This window comes from Marinomonas sp. TW1 (genome assembly GCF_001625355.1).
GTDB lineage: Bacteria > Pseudomonadota > Gammaproteobacteria > Pseudomonadales > Marinomonadaceae > Marinomonas.
The window spans coordinates 128,764-148,657 of the sequence record NZ_JSEE01000010.1 but is presented as its reverse complement, the minus strand read 5'-3'; the positions used below and the strand labels follow the sequence as shown (position 1 = coordinate 148,657).

21 protein-coding genes are annotated in these 19,894 nt (G+C 44.7%); 8 read left to right on the top strand and 13 right to left on the bottom strand.

The window, feature by feature from the left end:
- Positions 1 to 62: 62 nt before the first annotated feature.
- Positions 63 to 653, top strand: a complete 591-nt coding sequence (locus OA79_RS10935; RefSeq protein ID WP_063333278.1) for an LPP20 family lipoprotein — start codon at positions 63 to 65, stop codon at positions 651 to 653.
- Between the two features lie 72 nt (positions 654 to 725).
- On the opposite strand, the gene OA79_RS10930 is transcribed toward OA79_RS10935, so the two are convergent.
- The gene (locus OA79_RS10930; RefSeq protein WP_063333277.1) at positions 726 to 1,151 is read right to left on the bottom strand and encodes an acyl-CoA thioesterase; all 426 of its coding nucleotides are present in this window, start codon (positions 1,149 to 1,151) and stop codon (positions 726 to 728) included.
- Here OA79_RS10930 and OA79_RS10925 point away from each other — a divergent pair.
- On the top strand, positions 1,150 to 2,172 hold the full coding sequence (locus OA79_RS10925) for a DUF3080 family protein (protein WP_063333276.1): 1,023 nt from the start codon (positions 1,150 to 1,152) through the stop codon (positions 2,170 to 2,172). The two genes, OA79_RS10930 and OA79_RS10925, sit on opposite strands and share 2 nt — an antisense overlap.
- On the opposite strand, the gene OA79_RS10920 is transcribed toward OA79_RS10925, so the two are convergent.
- Positions 2,169 to 2,492: a hypothetical protein gene (locus tag OA79_RS10920; RefSeq protein ID WP_063333275.1), complete on the bottom strand. Its 324-nt coding sequence runs from the start codon at positions 2,490 to 2,492 to the stop codon at positions 2,169 to 2,171. The genes OA79_RS10925 and OA79_RS10920 overlap by 4 nt on opposite strands.
- A 289-nt stretch (positions 2,493 to 2,781) precedes the next feature.
- On the opposite strand from OA79_RS10920, the gene OA79_RS10915 reads away from it, so the two are divergent.
- From OA79_RS10915 to OA79_RS10900, 4 genes are all read left to right on the top strand, one after another.
- Entirely contained in the window at positions 2,782 to 3,846 is a 1,065-nt protein-coding gene (locus tag OA79_RS10915) for a GGDEF domain-containing protein (protein ID WP_063333274.1), read from the top strand.
- A gap of 103 nt (positions 3,847 to 3,949) precedes the next feature.
- A complete protein-coding gene (glk, locus tag OA79_RS10910; protein WP_063333273.1) occupies positions 3,950 to 4,924 on the top strand; it encodes a glucokinase in 975 nt (324 codons plus the stop codon).
- Positions 4,925 to 4,943: 19 nt separating this feature from the next.
- Entirely contained in the window at positions 4,944 to 6,419 is a 1,476-nt protein-coding gene (gene zwf / locus OA79_RS10905) for a glucose-6-phosphate dehydrogenase (RefSeq protein WP_063333272.1), read from the top strand.
- Between the two features lie 58 nt (positions 6,420 to 6,477).
- Complete coding sequence (locus OA79_RS10900) at positions 6,478 to 7,104, top strand: bifunctional 4-hydroxy-2-oxoglutarate aldolase/2-dehydro-3-deoxy-phosphogluconate aldolase (protein ID WP_063333271.1); 627 nt, start codon at positions 6,478 to 6,480, stop codon at positions 7,102 to 7,104.
- Positions 7,105 to 7,164: 60 nt separating this feature from the next.
- On the opposite strand, the gene OA79_RS10895 is transcribed toward OA79_RS10900, so the two are convergent.
- From OA79_RS10895 to rpsU, 5 genes are all read right to left on the bottom strand, one after another.
- Positions 7,165 to 8,574, bottom strand: a complete 1,410-nt coding sequence (locus OA79_RS10895) for a PhoH family protein (protein ID WP_063333270.1) — start codon at positions 8,572 to 8,574, stop codon at positions 7,165 to 7,167.
- 356 nt (positions 8,575 to 8,930) lie between these two features.
- Positions 8,931 to 10,772: an RNA polymerase sigma factor RpoD gene (gene rpoD / locus OA79_RS10890; protein ID WP_063333269.1), complete on the bottom strand. Its 1,842-nt coding sequence runs from the start codon at positions 10,770 to 10,772 to the stop codon at positions 8,931 to 8,933.
- Between the two features lie 114 nt (positions 10,773 to 10,886).
- Entirely contained in the window at positions 10,887 to 12,860 is a 1,974-nt protein-coding gene (gene dnaG / locus OA79_RS10885; protein ID WP_063333268.1) for a DNA primase, read from the bottom strand.
- A 4-nt stretch (positions 12,861 to 12,864) separates the two neighbouring features.
- Entirely contained in the window at positions 12,865 to 13,311 is a 447-nt protein-coding gene (locus tag OA79_RS10880; RefSeq protein ID WP_063333267.1) for a GatB/YqeY domain-containing protein, read from the bottom strand.
- A 123-nt stretch (positions 13,312 to 13,434) separates the two neighbouring features.
- Positions 13,435 to 13,650 (bottom strand): 30S ribosomal protein S21, encoded by a 216-nt coding sequence (gene rpsU, locus OA79_RS10875; protein ID WP_009835737.1) that lies wholly within the window; start codon positions 13,648 to 13,650, stop codon positions 13,435 to 13,437.
- Between the two features lie 365 nt (positions 13,651 to 14,015).
- Between rpsU and tsaD the strand changes: the two genes are divergently transcribed.
- Complete coding sequence (gene tsaD / locus OA79_RS10870; protein WP_063333266.1) at positions 14,016 to 15,062, top strand: tRNA (adenosine(37)-N6)-threonylcarbamoyltransferase complex transferase subunit TsaD; 1,047 nt, start codon at positions 14,016 to 14,018, stop codon at positions 15,060 to 15,062.
- Complete coding sequence (gene folB, locus OA79_RS10865; protein WP_063333265.1) at positions 15,055 to 15,414, top strand: dihydroneopterin aldolase; 360 nt, start codon at positions 15,055 to 15,057, stop codon at positions 15,412 to 15,414. Before tsaD ends, folB begins: the two co-directional genes overlap by 8 nt.
- A 21-nt stretch (positions 15,415 to 15,435) precedes the next feature.
- Here folB and OA79_RS10860 read toward each other — a convergent pair whose 3' ends face one another.
- Genes OA79_RS10860 through pdxA form a run of 6 tightly spaced genes read right to left on the bottom strand, consistent with a single transcriptional unit; the run spans position 15,436 to position 19,889 of the window.
- Positions 15,436 to 16,542, bottom strand: a complete 1,107-nt coding sequence (locus OA79_RS10860) for a tRNA nucleotidyltransferase (protein ID WP_063333264.1) — start codon at positions 16,540 to 16,542, stop codon at positions 15,436 to 15,438.
- The gene (glpE, locus tag OA79_RS10855; RefSeq protein ID WP_063333263.1) at positions 16,543 to 16,866 is read right to left on the bottom strand and encodes a thiosulfate sulfurtransferase GlpE; all 324 of its coding nucleotides are present in this window, start codon (positions 16,864 to 16,866) and stop codon (positions 16,543 to 16,545) included. It abuts the gene before it with no gap.
- Complete coding sequence (locus tag OA79_RS10850) at positions 16,863 to 17,690, bottom strand: symmetrical bis(5'-nucleosyl)-tetraphosphatase (protein WP_063333262.1); 828 nt, start codon at positions 17,688 to 17,690, stop codon at positions 16,863 to 16,865. The genes glpE and OA79_RS10850 overlap by 4 nt, the downstream gene beginning before the upstream one ends.
- Before the next feature lie 7 nt (positions 17,691 to 17,697).
- Positions 17,698 to 18,072, bottom strand: coding sequence for a Co2+/Mg2+ efflux protein ApaG (gene apaG / locus OA79_RS10845; RefSeq protein WP_063333261.1), 375 nt, complete (start codon positions 18,070 to 18,072; stop codon positions 17,698 to 17,700).
- The gene (rsmA, locus tag OA79_RS10840) at positions 18,073 to 18,873 is read right to left on the bottom strand and encodes a 16S rRNA (adenine(1518)-N(6)/adenine(1519)-N(6))-dimethyltransferase RsmA (RefSeq protein WP_063333260.1); all 801 of its coding nucleotides are present in this window, start codon (positions 18,871 to 18,873) and stop codon (positions 18,073 to 18,075) included.
- A complete protein-coding gene (gene pdxA, locus OA79_RS10835) occupies positions 18,870 to 19,889 on the bottom strand; it encodes a 4-hydroxythreonine-4-phosphate dehydrogenase PdxA (protein WP_063333259.1) in 1,020 nt (339 codons plus the stop codon). Before pdxA ends, rsmA begins: the two co-directional genes overlap by 4 nt.
- Between the last annotated feature and the right edge of the window lie 5 nt (positions 19,890 to 19,894).

Below are 19,894 nucleotides of genomic sequence, written 5' to 3'. Positions count from 1 at the left end.
ATAATACGCTATTGAGTCGTCTAATCATTCTGTAGTGTGTTTCGTCGTATAAGGAAAAAGTCATGAAACTAAAATTAGTCAGTGTGTTGGCAGCCAGCATGGTTTTGGTTGCTTGTAGCAAAGATGTCGTGAATGTGCCAGAAGTGGCTGTTCCAAGTTGTGTGTTTGCTGATGGTTCTAATCAGGCTGCACCTGATTGGGTATGTGGTGCGCCAGTGGATGGTGTGGCTTTGTCCGCTGTTGGTTACAGTGAAAAGTCAGCGGCTGGACCAAATTACATGAAACAAATGGCGGCCACTTCAGCTCGAGTTGAATTAGCTCAAATTTTGAGTGTTGACCTGCAAAACATGGTCAAGCAGTACGTGGAAACCACGGGTGCGGCAGACGCGGAAACGGTTGATCGTGTGAACAGTGTTGTGACCAAACAAGTCACAGAGCAGCAGCTTGTTGGCTCTCGTGTGATCCGTCAAATGCCAACACCTACCGGTGGCTTGGTGGTTCTGGTGGGACTTGATCCTTCTCAGGTAGAAGGCGTAGCAGAGAGCATTTTACGCACTTCTATGAAGAGTGAGGCGGCCTTGTACCAGAAGTTAGAAGCCGAAAAAAGCTTTGAGGAATTAGCGTCTGAGATCGCTAAACGTCATTCGAACTGATTCTAGTTTGCTGAAAGAAGCGGCCATTATCGCTAGATAATGGCCGTTTTTTTTCTGATGGTGGCTATATCGCTATGGCGAAGAGGGCTGTAGATTGCCTTCGTCATCAAAAATGGGGGTCGGCTTTTTGTTTTCATCGACAGCGACAAAATTAAAATGCCCTGTAATGGCCTTGGTGCGTTTATCACTGTGCAGTTCTTCCAAAAAAATATTCACTTCAACTTTTAAAGAAGTTCGGCCAACATGAACGACACGAGCCACAAGCTCGACTAAAATACCGGAAGGGATGGGCTGTTTGAAATCCACTTGTTCGGTGGATATCGTCACCATGGCTTTGCGTGAAAAGCGAGTCGCCGCAATGTAAGCCACTTCATCCATCCATTGTAATGCGATACCGCCAAACAGGGTGTCATAATGATTGGTGGTACCAGGAAATACCATCTTGGCCACACGAGTTTCGGAGATTTCTTCTCGCTTCTGAATGAGTAGCTTGTTCATGTATTTTAACCCTTTTAAAACAATTATTTGGTTAAGCATTATTATACTGATAAGCGGCTGTGATAGTCGCTTTAAAGCAGAATTGCTGTTATCTGAATACTTACAAGATCTGAATCGATCTCAGTTAATTGAGCTTGAAGACCCAGCAATAGTAATGCCAACTGGTTTACCTCCTACACGCAATCGACAAAATGCCTTATCGACATTTGATGTCAGCTTGTTGGATTTTTTATCTTTACAGCGTTGTGATATCGGCATTGTAGCGGGTAGGAAGAATAGCATTCTAGGGCGAGTGATGCCGGACAGTCAGCGTTTTTTATATGAAATCGATATTGTTCGTGCCATTGAGTCTTGTCCGATTGCTGACCCTGCTTTAGAAAGAGAGTTAATGTTGGTCGCTCAGCAAAAGCGCATTGAGTTACCTAAAGCGTTTGGCAATGCCATTTTTAATGGCGAAGAAAGCGAGGCTTTCTTCAGTCTCTCGAATGGGTTTTTACCATTAAATTATTCTACGGCAAAACAGCAATCTTTATTAAATGCGTTAATTCGTTTTGTGAAAATTGGCAATACGCTTGATGCCTTACCCGTCATTCAAGGCGGGGTCTTTGAACAAGACCTGAAGCGGTTGATGGACAGTGAGTTTGCTGGGCGTTTATTGTTTAGTTTAGTGTACGTTCGTGGTTACTTGGATCAGGTGACGACTCAAGTTGTCCAGTTGAGTAAGAAAGACTGTGGTGCGCCAGTTAACTATTTAAGACAACAGTTTGAAACACATTACGTCAAACAAATTCAGCCTTATATGGGGCGCCTTAGTCAATCTGCTTATCAGGTTTTGCCGTTGCTGAATGAATTGGCTCAATGGTCTCATCTGACACCAGAAATGCAGGCTTTTATGATGCAATACGATATGACGTCAAGTCAAAGTGAATGGCAGCAATACCAAATGGCTTCCCAACGCCATGCAAAAGCTTGGAGTGCTTTGTTTCATATGTGCGGGATAGGGGTTGGTGGACAGAGTTAAATTTGTGTGTGGATTTGGTTCTCTAGGCTTTCCACTAGGTCGTATTCGAAAGGAGTGCCTTCTGCCAATGGTTCTTGATTAAGCGCCTTCAACAAGGCGATGTTGGCCACGGGATTATGGCTGATGCCTTGGGAGAAGTGCATAGGGCGAGTGATGGCATGAGCTTGATGTTCGTTCAAACGGTCTTTGGCATTGATCAGTGATGGACCTGGTTGGCTGAACAAACTCATCATCAGAGCAAATTGCGGGCTGCCTGATACCGACTTCCCTGCCAAGTTGCTCTGGGTGACCTGAGTCTCAACAATTTCTCTTATGCTCATTAACATACCTATTGTTTGGTGATGTTATGAGTATCGGCATAGAAGGTTTTTTCTTAACTAGAATAATGAATTATTCACAATGAGTTGCTAGCAGGATGGAAAAGTCGGAATATCTTGTTCTGATTGTAATTTTTTGTATTAAGCTGACCATTTTTAATACATTTTATAGCTGAAACTGCTTAAGCATCGTACTATAAGATATTGTAGATTCATTATTTTTTAGATTTCGAGTTAGGTTTTGTATCAAGGAAAGAGATGGCTGCTTTGATCTGGCGGTAGGGCACAATGCATGCATGACATCAATGAGCTGATAGACAATGTTCGTCATAACGAAGAAATTGCGCGCAAGTTTTTTGAAATCGAGCGCTGCATTTTGTCGATTGGACGTTGTGATCAGTTTGTTTCTACCCTGACCAAAGAAGTCCAAAAACAATTTAATGTCCCTTATGTTTGGGTAAACCTCATTAATGAGGCGCCTTTATCACATCTTATTGAAAGCCTCGAAAAATTACCTGACTTAAGAGATCGCGTTTTGTTTACTCGTCGCAGCGCCATGATTGATATCATCAAGTCGAGTAATAAAACCGTATTGGTCAATTCTAATTTGAGTTTTTGTCGCGAAATCATCCCAAGTATTTATCGCGATATTATTGCTTCCCTAGCGATATCCCCTTTGACCATTGATGGTGAATTGGTCGGTCTATTTTGCCAAGCAGACGCGGATCGAAGTCGCTATGATGCGAGCACAAAGGACACGTTTTTACTGGACCAATTAGCGATTAAAATCTCGATTTGTCTGAGTAATGTCACGGCTCGAGAAAAACTCGAATACTTAGCCACCCGTGATCCTTTAACTGGCTTATTAAACCGTCGTCAGTTGGAGCTCATGTTGGATCGAGAGTTTTCACGCTCAAAGCAACAAAAGCGTGATCTCACTGTGGTGTTTATTGATTGTGATGCCTTTAAATCCATTAATGATACCCTCGGGCACAACTGTGGTGATGAAGTATTGGAGTACATTGCCAAACGCTTGTTGAAATACGTTCATAAACAAGGGTTAGCATTCCGTTTTGCTGGGGATGAGTTTGTTTTCGTCATGCCCGGAAAAACATACGATCAGGCAATTCAAGTGGCTGAGTCCATTCAAGAATATCTACAATCCAATCCATTAAGGTATAAATCCAATCTCGTTCCGATTACTATTAGTTACGGCGGAGCGAGCGTTGTTTCAGATGCGCCGAGTAACTACAAACATTTGCTAAAAGTGGCAGATGAACGCCTCTACGACTATAAAAATAACCGTAAAAGACTGGTGCCTACAAAGGTCTTTAAGTTTCTAAATAAGCTGAGATAATTCTGTAATTTTATTACATTATATTCCGCTAAGATTGAAAAATTCGGTGTTTTTTGCCTTTATTTTGTTGTAAAATTTCAAAAAATGAATTTAAGGTTCACCTATGTCCCACGCTTTAATTGCCGACCTTGGCGGCACAAATGCTCGATTTGCTTTGGTGCCGGTGCATCAGTTTGAGCCACTCGAAGTGAAAGTGCTTGCTTGTAAAAACTATGAGACTTTTTTTGATGCGGCGGCGGATTATGTTGATCATTGTAGCGTTGACCTAAAAGACATTGATGCCGTGGTTTTGGCCATTGCCGGACCTGTTAATCAAGAGGTTATACGCTTTACCAATAATCCTTGGCATTTTACCCGTGAAGAAGTGCAGAATTACTTTGGCGCGGATAAGCAAGTGGCTTTATTGAATGATTTTGATGCGATTGGTCATTGTCTTGAAGTGCTGCCGGAAGCCGATAAAGTGGTTCTGGGGGATTCAAATCAAGTGGATCCAACCGCCGCAAGCTGGGTCATTGGTGCTGGAACCGGTTTGGGTGTAGCTTGCGTTGTCCCGCAAGCTGATGGCCCCAATATTGTGCTGCCTGGAGAGGGAGGTCATGTGGATCTCTCTAGCTGTAATGAAGTCGAAGACGATATTGTCGTTTTCTTGCGTAAGCGTCATAAGCGAGTATCAGCAGAACGAGTGTTATCTGGTATGGGCTTAGAAAATATTTATGAAGCTTTAGCGGCTCGACAGGGCATAGAGAAACGTCTCTCAGCCCCAGAAATTGGTGAAGCGTTAAAAGCGGGTAATGATCCGATTGCCAAAGCGGCTTTAGAGCAGTTCTTTGTGTTTTTAGGGCGAGTCATTGGTAACCTTGTATTGTCTGTTGAAGCGCGTGGTGGCGTTTACATTGCCGGCGGCATTGTGCCTCGCTACTTAAAGGAAATATTGTGCAGTGGCTTTAGAGAAGCTATGCAAGACAAAGGTCGTATGAAAGAGTTTGTTTCACCGATTCCGACTTTTGTTGTGATGTCTGAATACCCAGGGCTGATGGGATGTGCGTGCTACGCTTCCTATCTTGTGTCGAAAGCCTAGATTAGTTGGAGATAAAAGAATGAAGGCCAGTTTAAAAGCCTGTGATGTCGTAATTTTTGGTGGCGGTGGTGACCTTGCCATGCGTAAGTTGTTACCTGCTCTGTATCATTTAGAAATGGACGGCTTGCTGGCACCCACAACTCGAATCATTGGTGCTTCGAGACGAGAAGTAAGTGATGCTGATTATCAAGCCAAAGTCCGTGATGCACTCGATGAATTTGTGCCATCCAGTGTTGGTGATGATTCCGTTTGGCCGCGCTTTAAAGAGCGTTTAAGTTATGTTTCTGTTGATGCCCAACAAGAATCTGACTTTGCTCGCTTAAATGATCATAAAGTCGGTGGTGATGACCGTGATGTCGTTTTTTACTTAGCGACTTCACCAGACTTGTTTGGTTCGATTTGTTCTTCTTTGGCATTGCATGGTCTGAACGAAGACCGAATGCGTGTTGTGCTTGAGAAACCACTTGGTCGTGATCTTGCCTCATCTCGTGCGATCAATGATGAGGTAATGAAAAACTTTAAAGAGCAGCAAGCTTTCCGAATCGACCACTATCTTGGAAAAGAAACGGTTCAAAATTTGTTGGCTATTCGCTTCGGTAATACCTTATTCGAACCGCTTTGGGACAGTGCGCACATTGATAACGTGCAAATTACGGTCTCAGAGACAGTTGGTGTAGAAGGGCGTTGGGGTTATTACGATAAAGCGGGTGCCATGCGTGACATGGTACAGAATCATCTTATTCAGTTGTTGTGTCTGGTTGCTATGGAGCCTCCAGGTCGTATGGATTCGGATTCTGTACGAGATGAAAAGATTAAAGTGTTAAAAGCGTTACGTCCTATTGTTGGGGCGAATGCGTACACTAAAACAGTACGTGGCCAGTATGCCAAAGGCATGATTAAAGGCAAAGATGTACAAGGTTACTTTGATGAAGAAGGTAGTAACCCGGATTCACGCACAGAGACTTTCGTTGCTCTGCGTGCCGACATTGATAATTGGCGTTGGGCTGGTGTGCCTTTCTACCTGAGAACGGGCAAGCGTTTAGGTCAGCGTTATTCTGAGATTGTAATCCAGTATAAAGCGGTTCCACATAGTATTTTCAGCGATGAGAGTAACCGCCAATTGCAACGTAACCAATTGGTTATTCGTCTACAACCTGAAGAGAAAATTTCTTTGACCGTGATGAATAAAGTGCCGGGTGCGAGTGAAGGCATGAATCTACAGCCTGTGGATTTAAACCTGAGTTTAACTGAGGCGTTCAATGACAAGCGTAGTCCTGAAGCTTATGAGCGTTTGCTGCTGGACGTGATGCGCAACGATGCTACCTTGTTCATGCGTTACGACGAAGTGGAAGCGGCTTGGAAATGGGTGGACGGTATTATGTCTGCTTGGAGTCAAACTAGCGAACGTCCAAAAGAATATGCTTCCGGCTCTTGGGGGCCAGCGGCGTCCATGGCTTTGCCTATTAAAGATGGACGTAACTGGCACGATTATTAAGTCGTACTGACCCCGTGATTTCAGTCGATAAACACTCAGTCAAGAAAAGGAAAATAACATGACGCAAACTTATACTGCTGAGCAGGTGATGACAGCAACGCCTGTTGTACCTGTGATCGTTGTTGATAATGTTGAGCAAGCCGTGTCACTTGGTAAGGCATTGGTTGCTGGTGGCGTGCCTGTACTAGAAGTGACGCTGCGCACCTCTGCCGCATTAGAGGCGATTACGGCGCTACGAAAAGAAGTGCCTGACGCCATTGTTGGTGCTGGTACTGTGTGCTCTCGTGAGCAATATGTACAAGCTATTGAAGCGGGTTCTCAGTTCATTATTAGTCCTGGTATGACGGCTGATTTATTGGCGGTAGGAAAAGAATACGATGTGCCTTACTTGCCTGCAGTGGCAACCATTTCTGATGTATTGCTGGGTATGGAATACGGTTATGACCGTTTTAAGTTTTTCCCAGCGGAAGTGAACGGTGGCGTTAAGGCGCTGAAAGCCTTTGGTGGTCCATTACCACAAATCAAGTTCTGTCCAACTGGCGGCATTGGTGCTAATAATTTCCGCGATTACTTGGCGCTTGATAATGTGTTATGTGTTGGTGGCTCTTGGATTGTTCCGACGGATTTAGTGCGTGCGGGCAAATGGGGTGAGATTACCGAGCTGGCAAAATCGGTTGCTCAGTAAGACCTTAAGTAAGATAAAATTTAAAAGGGAAGATGAGGAATCATCTTCCCTTTTTTGTTGCTAAAGATTCTCTTCTGCAAATTCGGCCAATCGGCTACGTTCAATACCATTTACATGCATGATGCTGGCATATTTAAAGGCTTTAGATTTTTCCACAAGGTAAGTTAATCCAGAGGTTAATGGCGTAATGTATTTATTGTCGATCTGGGCTAAGTTACCTAAGACAATAATTTTCGAGTTGCTGCCAATTCGAGTCACAATGGATTTTAGTTGGAATTGCGTTAATCCTTGTGCCTCATCGATGATAATAAGGGCGTTGTTGAAGGATCGACCTCGCATAAAATTTAAGGATTTGAATTGAATGTTGGCTTTCTGTTTGACGTAATCAATGCTGCTGATGGAGTGTTCATCGGCACCATGCAATATTTCCAAGTTATCATCAAAAGCAGCCAACCAAGGTGCCATTTTCTCTTCTTCTGTACCCGGTAAGAAGCCAATGTCTTCGGCCATTGGTGGTGTTGATCTTGCCACAATGATTTTATTAAAACGTTTTTCTTCCATCGTCACTTGTAAGCCATAGGCAAGTGCCAATAGGGTTTTACCTGAGCCTGCTGGACCAGTCATAACCATCAGATCAGAGTTCTCATGGCGCAGTAAATAAAAGGCCATGGCTTGCTCTAAATTACGCGGGTGAATGCCCCAGAAATTTTGGTTCATTAAGTGCTGCTTATTTATGTCCAATAAATACACATAGTCATGGTCGATGTTTACCACAAAACCAATAAAGTCTTCCTCATCAATGATAAACATATTCAAGTGGATACTTTCGAGTAGTGACTTGCTGATGACGTGGACGGTATGGCGGCCATGTGCTTCGGTTTTGACGCTGTCGACACTTGACCAAAAACTGCCTTCAAACTCAATGTAGCCTTTGGTCATTAGATCGAGATCATCAAGTACCTTGTCTTTACGATAGTCCTCGACACGCTCTAACCCCGAGCCTTTGGCTTTTATGCGCATGTTAATGTCTTTGGTGACGAGACACACAGAAGACCTTAGGTGCGTTGCTTGTAGACTCAGGGCAACATTAATAATGCGGTTGTCGTTGGCATGGTCGTGATTGCCATTGAGAAATGGAATGTTATCGGTTGCTGTGATTTGTTGATCAGGGAAGATGGCCAGCGAGCCTTCGCAGCTTTTCGCTTGTTCGTTTGAGTTTGTGCTCTTGTCTAGTGTGTGGATGGGAACACCGGCTTGAAGTTCTCTTGGTGTGGCGTCACCAACGATCTTGTCGATGGTATTGATGGCGAGTCTTGCTTCGCGGCTGACGTCTTTGTCACGCCGGTCTTTTATTATGTCTAACTCTTCCAGCACCGTCATGGGGATGACGACCATGTGCTCGGCGAAAGCGTAAATGGCTAATGGATCATGCAGTAGTACATTGGTGTCGAGAACGTAGATTTTTTCCATAGACGATAACTCCCATAATGTGAGTAAAGTTTGCTGATGAGAAAGAAACGATTTCGAAAGGGTTGTGCTGATTTAGCAATAGATACGATTTTAGAAAGATATTGGTAGTTTAATAAAATGCCGATGACAGGATAAACGAGAGTGTAAAGCTTACTTCTGCACGCAACTGGGCGGCAGATGTGAGAAAGGTAATTGTTTGGATAACAACGATTTCTGAGCAAGCTAAACCTCACTGTCTTTATCCATACTCTAGTTAGAGTGTATGACAGTTTTGTTGCTGTTGCTTGTTTTATTTGAGGAATGAGGCAATAAAAAAGCCGCTAATCAATAGCGGCTTTTTTCGAAACGAATGATATTTATTCGTCTAGGAAGCTTCTCAAGTGTTCTGAACGACTTGGGTGACGAAGCTTGCGCAAGGCTTTTGCTTCGATCTGACGAATACGTTCACGTGTTACGTCAAACTGCTTACCAACTTCTTCCAGTGTGTGGTCTGTGTTCATGTCGATACCGAAACGCATACGCAATACTTTGGCTTCACGGGCCGTCAAGCCAGCCAGAACGGTCGTCGTAGATTCACGCAAACCTTCAATGGTGGCAATGTCGATTGGTGACTCAGCGCCATCGTCTTCAATGAAATCACCTAGATGCGAATCTTCATCATCGCCGATAGGGGTTTCCATTGAGATTGGCTCTTTGGCAATCTTCAATACTTTGCGAATCTTGTCTTCTGGCATGTCCATGCGCGCCGCCAATTCTTCAGGCGTTGCTTCACGACCCATCTCCTGAAGCATTTGACGAGAAATGCGGTTCAGTTTATTGATGGTTTCGATCATGTGAACCGGAATACGAATGGTTCGTGCTTGGTCGGCGATCGAACGCGTAATGGCCTGACGAATCCACCATGTTGCATACGTCGAGAACTTGTAACCACGACGATATTCGAACTTATCAACGGCTTTCATAAGGCCGATGTTACCTTCTTGAATTAGATCCAAGAATTGTAAGCCACGGTTCGTGTATTTTTTCGCAATCGAGATAACCAAACGTAAGTTGGCTTCAACCATTTCTTTCTTAGCACGACGAGCACGAGTCTCACCAATCGAAATACGACGGTTAATCTCTTTTAATTCTGCAATTGTTAAGCCTGTGTCTTTGGAAACCGCGCGCAATTTACGCTGACTACGCATAAATTCCGCTTCATTTTCTTCCAAAGCCGCAGAGTAGTTTGCGTTGGCAGAAATTTGCTCTTGTAACCAATCTGGATTGGTCTCATTGCTAGGGAAACGTTTCAAGAACTCTGTTCTTGGCATGCCAGATTTACGAACACAAACTTGCATGATCAGTCTTTCTTGTTCACGAACTTTTTCCATACGTGAACGAACACGATCAATCAATTCGTCAAACAGTTTAGGAACCAGTTTGATTGGCGCAAAGGCAATGCTAAGTTCTTCTTGTTTGCTTTTGACAACAGAATCTTGGCGGTTACGTGTTTCAAGCAGTACTTTTAACTCGCCATAAATGCGAGCAATTTCGTTGAAACGCAATGCGGTTTCTTCAGGGTCTGGTCCGTTATCGGTTTCTTCTTCGCTTGATTCTGAATCGTCTTCTTCATCGTCGCTGTCAGCATCATCCGCTTCCTCTTCAATAGGAAGTTCTTCGGCCAATTCTTCAAAGACGGGCTCTTCACCATCGCCATCAATAAAGCCGCTGAAAATATCGCTTAGACGACCTTCTTCCTCTTGGACTTTCGCGTATGCATTGAGCAATACATCGACGGCACCAGGGAAGTAGGAAATCGCTGCCATTACTTCACGCGTACCTTCTTCGATACGTTTGGCAATGGCAATCTCGCCTGCGCGAGTCAGTAGCTCAACGGTGCCCATTTCACGCATGTACATACGCACTGGGTCTGTTGTTCTAGTGATATCTCCTTCTACAGCAGCAAGGGCGGCAGCCGCTTCTTCTGCGGCCGCTTCATCTGTCGTGTCGCCTTCTTCCATAAGAAGGCTTTCTTTGTCTGGAGCGTACTCGGAAACCGTGATGCCCATGTCATTGATCATGGCAATGATTTCTTCGACCTGCTCCGGGTCAGAAAGGTCATCAGGCAGGTGGTCATTAACTTCGGTAAAAGTTAAATAACCCTGTTCTTTACCTTTAGCGATCAACTCTTTAAGACGTGACTGTTGAGTGTCTGGCATTCGACAACCTATCGTTTGAAATTCAATTGAAGTTTTGCAAGCCGCATATTATAACAAAATCAATGAGTTTTATCCACTTAATCCTGCCTTATTTGAGTAATTTTTAGACAGTCTTTATGACTTTTTCTGTCTAATCAAATCCATCAAATTTCTGAGTTCTTGCTTGGTGTTCGTATCCTTAATGGATTCATTACCTTTATTTTTCAAGCGTTCAATGCTGTTATTTAACCCTAGGTTACGTTCCAGGGTGGACACCATATCGAGCACTTCTTGCTTTGCATTAGTGATTTTTTGCTTTGTAGCAGCATCTTGATGGTTTAAAAGATCAATAATTGGCTGATATGTGACATTTTCCGCCAATTCGCCCAGTAAGTGTCCAGCGTTTTTTTCTGGGTGTTTTGCGAAATATCTCCATATTTTACCGAAGATTTTTAATTCATCATTTGCTTGATTGATGATTGGGTCGGGAATATCGATGTGTTGCGCAATATGGGGGTGAAGTAATAGGCATAAAGAGGCTTGTTTTATTTTGCTCAAACTGGAAGGGGCTGGTGGAAAATAAGCCTCATCTTTCTGTTTATTGAATTTGCCTTTTTTCTTATAGCCTGTTTTCCCAGTTTGTGGTGTGTATTCGGGATTGCTATAAGGGGCAGAATGGTAATCCGCATAAGGTGAAGCCGGGTAATCATCATAGTCATGATGAGGTGCATCATGGGCTGGATGATCGTAATACTCAGGTTCATTGGTAGTGCTGGAGGCTTCTTTATCGTAGCTCGATTTTACTTTGGGCAGTGCTGTGTGTCCCAACGTGTCGCTGTCGATGCCTGATTGTTCACTTAATTGCTTAATCAGAATTGAGCGAAATGTCAGCTCTTTCGGAATTTGTTGAATCATGCTCATGGCATTGCGAGCGAACTGGGCTTCCCCTTCTTCGTCCGCGAGCGTGACTTGGTTTCTCGCATGGTCAAACAATACGTGGGAAAGTGAAGCGCTGTCTTCCAAACGCAAATTAAAGGCGTCTTTGCCTTCTTTGCGTACCAAGGAGTCTGGGTCTTCTCCTTCCGGTAAAAATAAGAAACGCAGTTGTTTCTCGTCCTGCATAACAGTAAGTGAGGCTTCTAAACCTCGGATTGCTGCAGCGCGACCGGCTTTATCACCATCAAAACAGAGGATGACTTTGCTCACCAGTTTAAAGAGTTTACGGATGTGCTGACTGTTAACCGAGGTGCCTAGAGTAGCGACTGCATTGGTGATGCCGTGTTGAGCCAATACAATAACATCCATATAGCCTTCAACAACGATAATTTGATCCAGGCTTTGGGTGTTTTGCTTAGCTTCAAATAAGCCATACAGCTCTTGGCTTTTTTGGAAAACAGGGGTTTCTGGCGAGTTCAAATATTTGGGTTTTTCGTCACCAAATGCACGACCACCAAAACCAATAACGCGCCCGCGAGAATCTCGTATAGGGAAGATAATACGATCTCGAAAGCGGTCGTAATAATGGCCTGGTTGGTCTTTTTTCTCGATCAGCATACCGCCGCGGTACAGTTGCTCCTGATGCTCGGCTCTGGTGCCAACTGATTTAAGGAGATTGTCCCAGCCGCTCGGCGCAAAGCCTAGACCAAACACCTTGGCAATTTGGCCGGATAAGCCGCGTTCTTGGGCGAGGTAATTTGTTGCTTTGAGCTTGTCTGAATGTTCGATTAACTGGCGTTGATAAAAAGTGGCGCTTTCAGAAAGCCGCTTTAGCAGCTCAGCATTTTGTTCATAGCGATCTGGCGCACCTTGTTCCCTAGGGACTTCCATACCGGCGTCTTTGGCGAGTACCTCGATGGCATCGACAAAGTCGAGGTGATCATGTTCCATCACAAAGGAAATGGCATTACCGCCAGCCCCACAACCAAAGCAATAATAAAATTGTTTGTTAGGGTTTAAGCTAAAAGAGGGGCTTTTTTCATTGTGAAAAGGGCAAAGCGCGCTGTAGTTTTGCCCCGTTTTTTTTAGGCTGATACGGGACGACACCACATCAGTTAAGTCGGTGCGAGCCAATAACTCGTCAATAAACTGATCAGGTATACGTCCCGCCATAAACTTAGCCTAGTTGTGCTTTCACTTGTTTGCTGATTTGTCCCATGTCGGCACGGCCTTGTACTTGAGGTTTTACAATGGCCATTACCGCGCCCATTTGCTGCATCGAGCTCGCACCCGTTTCTGCAATAGCCGCTTTTACAATGGTGGCGATTTCTTCGTCTGTTAATTGGGTTGGTAAGAATTCGGATATAATGGCCAACTCATCTTTTTCGATTTGTGCCAGGTCGTCACGGCCGCCATCGGTAAATTGCTGGATCGAATCTTTACGTTGCTTATTCATTTTATCCAGAATGGCGATTACTCTAGCATCATCTAATTCAATACGTTCATCAATTTCCACACGTTTACATTCCGCTAAAATAGTGCGAATTACAGTAACGCGGTGCTTTTCTTTTGCGCGCATAGCGGTTTTTAAGGTATCGGAGATGTGTGCTTTTAATTCTGACATGGGGGCCTCTTGGGTGTTAAACAAAAAAAACGGCTAGTTTTTAACTAGCCGTTTTTATAAACCTAAACACAAGAAAGGTCTAGGTGTTTGTGATCTAGTGGATTTGCCAAATGGCAGATCGGCCTAGTACAAACGTTGGAATTTTTTCTGCTCACGAGAAACTTTCTTAGCGTGACGTTTCACTGCAGCAGCAGCGGCACGTTTGCGAAGAGTGGTTGGTTTTTCGTAGCATTCACGACGACGAACTTCAGCCAAAACGCCTGCTTTTTCACAAGAGCGCTTGAAGCGACGTAGAGCGATGTCAAATGGTTCGTTATCTTTTACTTTAACTGCTGGCATGTTTTTACCTTTAATAATCTGTTTTAAGTTTAAGTTATTCACAAAAACGGCGTGCATAATACTCCTAATTAGAGAGTATTCAAAGCGCGTATTTGTTAGACAGAGTTGGGCCAAACAATTTGGCCGATTTTTCTAACCCTGGACAGACAAGATGGCTGTCTGTTGATGTCTGTTTTATGTCATAGGGTGTTTGGAAATGTTCACTTATCGAAATAAGTGCCAAACGAGAAAAATCACCTGCCTTTTAATTTAAACATTGAAAACGCGCGCATTATAATGACTTTATCCGTCTATGTCCAGTGGCATCTGCCATGCTCTGTCGTTCTAGGGTACAATGTTGGCAAATTACAGATGAGATTGGTTTGATGAAAGTATTGGGGCTTGAAACCTCTTGTGACGAAACCGGCATTGCCATTTATGACACTGAAAATGGCTTGCTGGCGCATAAGATTTATTCGCAAATTGCGCAGCATGCTGAATACGGTGGTGTCGTGCCTGAGTTGGCATCGCGGGACCATGTACGCAAAACCTTGCCTTTAATTGATGAAGTGTTAGTGGCGGCGGGTATGACTAAGAAAGAGTTGGACGCCGTGGCTTTTACCAGTGGGCCAGGACTAGTAGGGGCTTTGATGGCGGGGGCGACAATCGGCCGTTCTTTGGCGTATGCCTTAGATATTCCCGCATTGGGAGTACATCATATGGAAGGGCATTTATTGGCGCCTATGCTGGAAGCGTCGCAACCTGAAATGCCTTTTATTGCATTATTGGTTTCAGGTGGTCATACCCAGTTGGTCAGAGTGGATGGTATTGGAAAATATAAATTACTCGGTCAATCACTGGATGACGCCGCGGGAGAAGCGTTTGATAAAGCCGCTAAAATGATTGGTTTACCTTATCCTGGTGGTCCGCAAATTGCGGCATTAGCGAAGCAAGGCAATGCCGCGTCCGGTTTAAGGTTTCCACGTCCTATGACAGATAGACCCGGTCTGGATTTTAGTTTTAGTGGCTTGAAGACGGCTTTTTTAACCGCTGTGCACCAAGCCCTTGACGATGATCGATGCGATGAACAATTTAAAGCGGATGCTGCTTTGGCGTTTGAAACTGCCGTCGTTGATACCCTGGTAATAAAATGTCGTCGAGCGTTAGAAAGTGAAGGCTTAAAGAGTTTGATCATTGCTGGTGGCGTTAGTGCTAATCAAAGGTTGCGCGAGCAATTAGAAAGCCAGCTTAAAAAGATCAAAGCCAGTGTGTTTTATGCACGTCCAGAGTTTTGCACGGATAATGGTGCCATGATTGCCTATGCAGGGGCGCAACGCTTGCTGGACGGGCAATCTTCAGAATTGAATTTGTCCATTCGGGCCCGCTGGCCGTTGGCTGAGTTGCCACCACTTAAGGAGTCGGCAAATGTCTGATTTGGTATTCATTGAAGGGTTGAAAGCAAAAGCGGTAATTGGTGTTTATGATTGGGAAAAAGTCATTCAGCAAGACCTGCTATTGGATTTGGAAATGGAGCACGATAATCGCTTGCCTGCGGCCACCGATGATCTTAGCAAAACGTTGGATTATGAGGCCATTTCAAATTACATTTTAGCCTATTGCTTAGAGCATCAATTTGAATTAATTGAAACCTTGGCTGAGCGTTTGTTAACGGATTTGGCGGCCACGTTTCAATTGCAAGCGGTGCGTTTAGTACTTCGCAAGCCAACCGCGGTCGCGGCGGCTGATGCGGTAGGCGTGAAGCTGTATCGCCGGTTTGTGGATTAGTTTGTTTGATCCTCTATTGCATCAAGGTGAAGCGGAATCTCCTTGGATCAATAGAGGGGAGTTTAAGGTGGCTAGACTGCGAATACGTTCTTGTTTTAGTGCTTTTCCTAGTTCAGCACCAGTAAAGCCTTGCTTGATAAGACTGGCTGCATTCACTTTGGCAATTGTGTTTCTTAGGGTGAGCCAATCTTTTAGGTTACTTTGGGTAACTAGGCTTAATACCTGAATTAATTTTTCAAACGGTTGCGGCTTTTTAATCGCATTGACTGACATGAGCCAAGCTTCCCAATGTTCTGCCGACATGCAGAGCGTCTTCTTTTCTAGAAACTCCCTAACTTGCTCAGCCAAGAGCTTGTATTGATTTGGGCAGCGAAGCTCTTGATGCAGTGTTTTTAAGTCTTGCAGCGGCGTGTGTCGACAAATGATTGCCCAACGTTGGGTTTGTGTCAGGGATCTTAGTGCTTCTTCTGAGTTGTCTTGCTCAGACCATTTTAGAGTTGAAAATAGTATGGGCATGGCGTTGGCTTTTGCCAGCACTTTGAAGAAGGTTTGTGGGTGTGTCGTCGCTAAGGCTTTTTCTAATTCTCGCCATATTCTTTCAGGACTCAGACTATTGAGTTCGCCAGACTCGCTAATCTGTTGCATCAATGACATGGTTTCATCCGCGACGTGAAACCCAAAGGATTGAAAACGAGCGGCGAATCGTGCCACTCGTAAGACTCGCAATGGGTCTTCGATGAATGCATTGGAGACGTGCCGTAACAGACGTTTTTGAAGATCTTGTTGACCATCAAAGGGGTCGATAAGTTGGCCTTTTTCGTCTTGTGCAATGGCATTAATGGTTAAGTCTCGCCTTTCAAGGTCCTCTTCTAGGGTGATATTAGGCGAGAAGTCACAGATAAAACCTGTGTAACCTTGGCCTTGTTTTTTTTCCCGGCGCGCAAGGGCGTACTCTTCTTTGGTTTTTGGATGAAGAAAAACCGGAAACTGTTTGCCGACTTGTTGAAAGCCTTGCTGTTCAAGCTGTTCTGGCGTAGCGCCTGTCACCACCCAGTCTTGATCAATAACAGGGAGCTTGAGTAGGCGGTCGCGGACGGCACCGCCAACCAGATACACTTGATATGACATTTATGCTTGGCCTGCCTCACACTGCTCAGGAAACATAGCACTCCATTGACTGAAGCCGCCATTTAGGGAATAAACTTGTTTAAAGCCTTGGGAGGCGAGGTATTCTGCGGCGCCCTTGCTACTATTACCGTGATAACAGCAGACGATGATTGGACGTTCTTGGTCGGTGCTGTCTATAAATTCTTGTACATTGTCATTGTTTAAGCTGATGGCGTTTGTCATGTGACTTGTCTGATAGCTAGCAGGGTCACGGATATCTACGATGGCAGCGTTATCTTCCAAAATGGGAAGGGCGTCTGCGATATCGATACAAGTATAAGTCATGGAGTTTTCCGATTGATTGTACAAGGCATACTAAAACGTTCTTTGTCTTCCAGTCGTAAGGCAGTTAAGCTGCCTCCCCAAACACATCCTGTATCAAGTGCATGTATATGCTTAAGTTGGGTTTTGCCTTCTAGGGCAGCCCAATGTCCAAAGACGATGTGACAGTCTTCGGGAACTTGACTTGGGTAACTAAACCAAGGGGCGAACCCTTTGGTTGCCGTGTTAATGCCTTCTTTTGATTTTAAGTCTAATTTGCTGTTTTGGTTGCAAAATCTCATGCGAGTTAAGTAGTTTGTGATGACTCTAAGTCGGTCTAAACCCACTAAATCATCTTGCCACTTATTCGGACTATTACCATACATGGCTGAAAAATATTCATCAACCGTGTCTGATTGCAGCTTGTCTTCTACTTCATTTGCAAGTTCGAGTGTTTGCTCTAATGTCCAGCAAGGTGGAATGCCTGCGTGTGTCATAACAACATTGAGTTCTGCGTCATAATGGCAAAGAGGTTGATGCCTCAACCAGTTCATTAAATCGTCACGGTCACTGGCCATTAGTATGTCGGTTAAGGTGTCGCCTTTTTTGAGTGTGCCATGACCATAAGATACGGCAAGTAAGTGCAGGTCGTGGTTGCCTAATACGACCTTGGTTTTCTCCCCAAGTGATTTAATGAAGCGCAGCGTGTCTAAGGATTCTGGCCCACGATTGATCAGGTCGCCTGCAAACCAAAGTTGATCGTGCTCTGGCTGATACTGGATATGTTTTAGTAATCTTTCCAGTGGTTCTAAACAGCCTTGTAAATCGCCGATAACATAGGTTGCCATAATCTTCTCAATGAACTTTGTTTGGGACAGATAGGGTAAATGGGCGTATTGGGGCGGTAAATTCGGTGCCATCGTCAGCGATGAATTGATAGCTGCCATGCATAACACCGACGACCGTCTCAATAACGGTGCCACTGGTGTATTGGTAAGACTCCCCAGGTTGTAAATAAGGGTATTCTCCTATGACACCACTGCCTTTGACTTCTTGTACCTGCTCATCGCCATTGGTAATAACCCAATGACGAGTTTGCAGTTTGGCCGCATGAATTCCGCAATTGGTGATCGTGATGTGATAAGCGAAGACATAACGGGACTCATCCGGTGTGGATTGTCTGGCTAGATATTCGGTTCTAACATCCACCACGATATCGTATTCTTCCATTTAACTTTCCTTCTCAAGAAGGTAGTTGGCGATGGCGACAAACTCTTTCACGTCTAAGCGTTCAGGGCGTAGGCTTGGATCAATGCCTAGGTGCGCAAAGTCATCTTGATCTAATACACCCTTGTAGTTGTTGCGCAATGTTTTACGGCGCTGTTGGAAGCCAATGCGCACCACATCTTCTAATTTCTTCACGTCGGTCGTTGCGTAAGGCAGCGTTTTATAAGGTGTCATACGCACAATAGCGGAATCGACTTTAGGCGCTGGGTCAAACGATTCTGGGCCAACCACGAAAAGGGAGTCTACAGCACAATAATACTGCGCCATGACACTGAGTCGACCATATAAGTTATCGCCAGGGCGAGAAGCTAACCGATCCACTACTTCCTTTTGCAGCATAAAGTGCATGTCGGTAATGCTGCTGGCTTGGCTGAGTAGATGAAAAATTAAGGGGGTGGAAATGTTGTAAGGCAAGTTGCCGACAACACGGATCGTTTCGTTATCTTGCACCAGCGAGCTGAAATCAAATTTCATTGCGTCCGCTTCGTGCACGGTAAGTTCAGGATAACGGAACAAATTGACTTTTAGAATCGGGATCAAATCGCGGTCAAGTTCGACAACATCCATACGCTCTGTGACACTGATAATGCCTTCTGTTAAGGCCCCTTTACCTGGGCCAATTTCAACGATGCGTTGGCCTTTCTTAGGAGCAATACAGGCAACGATACGACGAATCACGCCATGATCATGAAGGAAATTCTGGCCAAATCTTTTTCTGGCTTTATGGGGTTGTACTTTGCTCATTGAGAAAACTTTTTCGCGTTATTGGCCATATTGATGGCGTGTTGAATGGCGACGTTTAGGCTGCCATGGTTGGCATTACCTGTGCCGGCTAAATCCATTGCTGTGCCGTGATCTACGGACGTACGAATGATGGGTAAGCCCAACGTAATATTCACAGCATTACCAAATCCAGAATATTTTAACACAGGTAAGCCCTGATCGTGATACATGGCGAGGGCACAGTCTGCATTCTCTAAATACTTTGGTGTAAACAGGGTGTCAGCAGGAAGCGGGCCGATGAGATCCAGACCCTCGGCACGAAGTTTGTCGAGTGCTGGGATAATCGTGTCGATTTCTTCTTTGCCGAGATGGCCGTCTTCGCCAGCATGAGGATTTAATCCACATACTAAGATACGCGGGTGCTCGATCCCGAATTTTGTCTGTAAATCTCGATGCAGTGCCAGTGTTACCTTGCGGAGCGCTTCTTCAGTGATCGCCTCAGACACGTCTTTTAAGGGGAGATGAGTTGTCACCAGAGCGACTTTCATTGCCTCACTTGCCAACATCATCACCACGTGAGGTGAATGGCATTGGGCTTGAAAAAATTCAGTATGTCCGGAAAAGTGCGTGCCTGTTCGACAGAGAATGCCTTTATGCACAGGCGGGGTGACAATGGCGTCAAATTGCCCAGATAAACAACCTTCCCCAGCTTGTTTTAAGGTGTCCAGCACATAGGGCGCGTTGGCGATATTGAGTTGTCCAGGTTGTGCTATTGCCGCCGTAGGGATGTGAATTAAACTTATTTTTCCTGCTTGATGGGCTGGTGGCTTGGCGTGGGCGGCAAGCGTTTCGATGTCAAGTTTGAGGTTGAGGGTGTTTGCTCTTGAACGCAGTAAATCGACATCACCCAGAACCACTAAACGAGCCGCAAAAGACGACTCATTTAGTGCGCTTAGAATAATGTCTGGTCCGATACCGGCCGGTTCACCTGAAGTGATCGCGATGATTGGAAGTGTGTCAGGTGATACTTGCTTCATGAGGT

Coding starts and splice junctions, on each gene's coding strand:
- OA79_RS10935 (WP_063333278.1), top strand. CDS start 63: ATGAAACTAAAATTAGTCAGTGTGTTGGCAGCCAGCATGGTTTTGGTT.
- OA79_RS10925 (WP_063333276.1), top strand. CDS start 1,150: ATGTATTTTAACCCTTTTAAAACAATTATTTGGTTAAGCATTATTATA.
- OA79_RS10930 (WP_063333277.1), bottom strand. CDS start 1,151: ATGAACAAGCTACTCATTCAGAAGCGAGAAGAAATCTCCGAAACTCGT.
- OA79_RS10920 (WP_063333275.1), bottom strand. CDS start 2,492: ATGAGCATAAGAGAAATTGTTGAGACTCAGGTCACCCAGAGCAACTTG.
- OA79_RS10915 (WP_063333274.1), top strand. CDS start 2,782: ATGCATGACATCAATGAGCTGATAGACAATGTTCGTCATAACGAAGAA.
- glk (WP_063333273.1), top strand. CDS start 3,950: ATGTCCCACGCTTTAATTGCCGACCTTGGCGGCACAAATGCTCGATTT.
- zwf (WP_063333272.1), top strand. CDS start 4,944: ATGAAGGCCAGTTTAAAAGCCTGTGATGTCGTAATTTTTGGTGGCGGT.
- OA79_RS10900 (WP_063333271.1), top strand. CDS start 6,478: ATGACGCAAACTTATACTGCTGAGCAGGTGATGACAGCAACGCCTGTT.
- OA79_RS10895 (WP_063333270.1), bottom strand. CDS start 8,574: ATGGAAAAAATCTACGTTCTCGACACCAATGTACTACTGCATGATCCA.
- rpoD (WP_063333269.1), bottom strand. CDS start 10,772: ATGCCAGACACTCAACAGTCACGTCTTAAAGAGTTGATCGCTAAAGGT.
- dnaG (WP_063333268.1), bottom strand. CDS start 12,860: ATGGCGGGACGTATACCTGATCAGTTTATTGACGAGTTATTGGCTCGC.
- OA79_RS10880 (WP_063333267.1), bottom strand. CDS start 13,311: ATGTCAGAATTAAAAGCACACATCTCCGATACCTTAAAAACCGCTATG.
- rpsU (WP_009835737.1), bottom strand. CDS start 13,650: ATGCCAGCAGTTAAAGTAAAAGATAACGAACCATTTGACATCGCTCTA.
- tsaD (WP_063333266.1), top strand. CDS start 14,016: ATGAAAGTATTGGGGCTTGAAACCTCTTGTGACGAAACCGGCATTGCC.
- folB (WP_063333265.1), top strand. CDS start 15,055: ATGTCTGATTTGGTATTCATTGAAGGGTTGAAAGCAAAAGCGGTAATT.
- OA79_RS10860 (WP_063333264.1), bottom strand. CDS start 16,542: ATGTCATATCAAGTGTATCTGGTTGGCGGTGCCGTCCGCGACCGCCTA.
- glpE (WP_063333263.1), bottom strand. CDS start 16,866: ATGACTTATACTTGTATCGATATCGCAGACGCCCTTCCCATTTTGGAA.
- OA79_RS10850 (WP_063333262.1), bottom strand. CDS start 17,690: ATGGCAACCTATGTTATCGGCGATTTACAAGGCTGTTTAGAACCACTG.
- apaG (WP_063333261.1), bottom strand. CDS start 18,072: ATGGAAGAATACGATATCGTGGTGGATGTTAGAACCGAATATCTAGCC.
- rsmA (WP_063333260.1), bottom strand. CDS start 18,873: ATGAGCAAAGTACAACCCCATAAAGCCAGAAAAAGATTTGGCCAGAAT.
- pdxA (WP_063333259.1), bottom strand. CDS start 19,889: ATGAAGCAAGTATCACCTGACACACTTCCAATCATCGCGATCACTTCA.